The 2,295-nt window shown below is 54.3% G+C and carries 3 protein-coding genes; all 3 read left to right on the top strand.

All coding sequences use genetic code 11. The annotated features are described in order from the left end of the window. Positions 1 to 173: 173 nt before the first annotated feature. The 3 genes from ACEN2R_RS20850 (at position 174) to ACEN2R_RS20840 (ending at position 1,897) form a co-directional block, all read left to right on the top strand. Positions 174 to 593, top strand: a complete 420-nt coding sequence (locus ACEN2R_RS20850; protein ID WP_442044856.1) for a hypothetical protein — start codon at positions 174 to 176, stop codon at positions 591 to 593. A gap of 312 nt (positions 594 to 905) precedes the next feature. Beyond that, complete coding sequence (locus ACEN2R_RS20845) at positions 906 to 1,274, top strand: HGGxSTG domain-containing protein (RefSeq protein WP_442044854.1); 369 nt, start codon at positions 906 to 908, stop codon at positions 1,272 to 1,274. 350 nt (positions 1,275 to 1,624) lie between these two features. Next, complete coding sequence (locus ACEN2R_RS20840; RefSeq protein ID WP_442044852.1) at positions 1,625 to 1,897, top strand: hypothetical protein; 273 nt, start codon at positions 1,625 to 1,627, stop codon at positions 1,895 to 1,897. Positions 1,898 to 2,295 lie beyond the last annotated feature (398 nt).

Below are 2,295 nucleotides of genomic sequence, written 5' to 3'. Positions count from 1 at the left end.
GCTTGGTGCGTGGGCTGACGACATGATCCCGGTGCCGAGCAACACGCGGGTTTGGCTGGCGGCGGGCGTCACGGATAGGGGCCGCGCGAGCCGCCAGGGTTATCAACCGTGTAGCAGCGGGGGACGCCCTGAAGCTAGGCATCGAAGAACTGGACGCCCTGTCAATCTTCCGCGTGGATGACGGCAAGGCCAACCTGGCACCCCCAGCCGATAAGTCTGTATGGCGCAAAATAATAGGCGTCCAGATCGCCAACGGCGAATGGATCGGTGTGGCTGTCGAGTTCAAAATGCCGGGCGTATTCGAAGGTATCACCAACAAAAACGCATACGATGTACAGCGCATGATTGGCGAAGCGGCTGACAAATTTTCCATGAAGCATAGCGTGCAGGCGAAAGATTGGGCCGGTCACGCCATCGGAAATGTCCTAAATATTGATACCACAGACAAGAAGGGAAAGGCCCGCGTAGGCCACATCCTCAAGACGTGGATCAGCCGCGACGTTCTTAGAATTGAGCGTGAAATGGACCCGCAAAAGGGCCGTGAAGTCCCCGTTGTCGTCGTTGGGGAATGGATCAACCCTGATGACCTATAATGAAATTGTTCAACGTTTTTCCCCACCTCCCCACCTGCAAAATATGGGTGGTGGGGAGGTGGGGAAATCCCCGCAAAACCACCACCCCACCACCACCTCTATAGGGGTGTGGGGTGGTGGTGGGGGATTATTGGACCCGCTGGAAAGACCACAGTTTTCCCCACCTAAATCTCCCCACCTAGAGGCTTCGTTATGGCATCGCCGAAAAGACCATACCCCCAGAAGAAGGTGGATAGAATTTTGGAAGGAACCGCGAAACTTCATGGGGTCTTATCTTGAGTTCACAATTGCTAACATTGAAAATCATCCGCGATGCGACCAGAAAGACGAGGCACCAGCATGCAGGACATAGAAGTTTTCAACCCATACCGCCGCGAATGTCCCTATTTCAAGCGCCCCCACCAATCATGCGGGCATGCTTGTTTCGAGTGCGAAGTCGGCGAGTGCCATCGTTTCTTTGAACGCGGCCTCTCGATCGAAGGCCATCCTCTCCCACCAAATGAACGCCCTCGATGCGATGCCGCTACAAAACAGCTATTCTCTTGCCGCAATCCAGTCGTCCCAGGCAAGCGACGGTGCAAGTTCCATGGGGGAGCGAGTACCGGGCCCAAAACCCCGGAAGGACGACAAATGATCTCTGACGCGCAGAAGCTGCGTTGGGCAAAGATGCGGAATCCGTAGACCGCAAGATTGTTGAAGTATCAGACTTGGCGGGCGCACGCGCCCATAGCGAGATGTGCAGCAGCCAATTCTGCCTCGCGTCCACCCCTGCTGTTTGGCTTGAGACACACAAAACCGCGCGTCGGCGCGAGGCCAGCGCCATCCGGAGCGAAAAACGGTTGACCGCACGGCCTGATCGGGCGATTTTGACAGCCGACGGCAAGCCACTAGGGGAATGTCGGCTAAGGAGCCCTGAAGGGCAGAGGTATGGAAAGTAACACAAAGTTCTTAATGGAGGCCGTGTGAGTAAGGCAAAAATACGCTCAATGCAGCGCGGAGCGCGGAAACGGTCAAGCGGGCCGCCCATCTCAATGCAGGACATCTACAAGAAACATCCCCCAAAAATCGCAAGTGCCGATAAACCACATTTGGATTTTCTGAGATTTGGTAAGCCAGAACAGGTAACCAAGATCAAAGCCGTGATTGAGGCGGCCAAGAAAAATGGGATTGGTACGGCTTCGGAAATAAGCCACCTCCTGTATAAGCTTCTGATAAAGACTGCTATTGGCGACAAGTGGACTCCTCGTCTAGCTTGGTTTGCTGTGTCTGCAATTAGGTCACATGGTCAAGATCCTGACCGATGAAAAGCCGACCATGACATCGAAAACCAACGACGTACCGACGCCAAATTCCGGGACATGGTCACCAAAGTCGTAAAATCACGCCTCGCAGAAATCAGAGAAGAGTTTGATGCCTCTAAACCCACCCTCGGCGAAGCTTTACCTGAATTGGAAGAACTTAAGCGGTGCCTAGCCCCCTGTGTCAGGGTATACTTTTAAAAGTAGTGCTGGCGACAACTGTTCTGACTGAGGGGGGACCGGACGCATACGATGATCGCTGCGATGGCGATTGTAGACAGGAATACCTATGGACATCGGTCGTATCGGGTGCCGTGCGTATTCTGGGAGCTATGCTTGAATTTGGGTGACGCGCATCATCAGGCGGCGCGGTTTTCGGTGTCGTTGGTCACTTCGACACCGTC

The organism is Pseudogemmobacter sp. W21_MBD1_M6, assembly GCF_052119585.1.
Taxonomy (GTDB): Bacteria; Pseudomonadota; Alphaproteobacteria; order Rhodobacterales; family Rhodobacteraceae; genus JBGQOJ01.
The sequence above is the reverse complement of the archived record's forward strand: the minus strand, read 5'-3'. Positions and strand labels throughout refer to the sequence as shown.

Coding starts and splice junctions, on each gene's coding strand:
- ACEN2R_RS20845 (WP_442044854.1), top strand. CDS start 906: ATGCGACCAGAAAGACGAGGCACCAGCATGCAGGACATAGAAGTTTTC.
- ACEN2R_RS20840 (WP_442044852.1), top strand. CDS start 1,625: ATGCAGGACATCTACAAGAAACATCCCCCAAAAATCGCAAGTGCCGAT.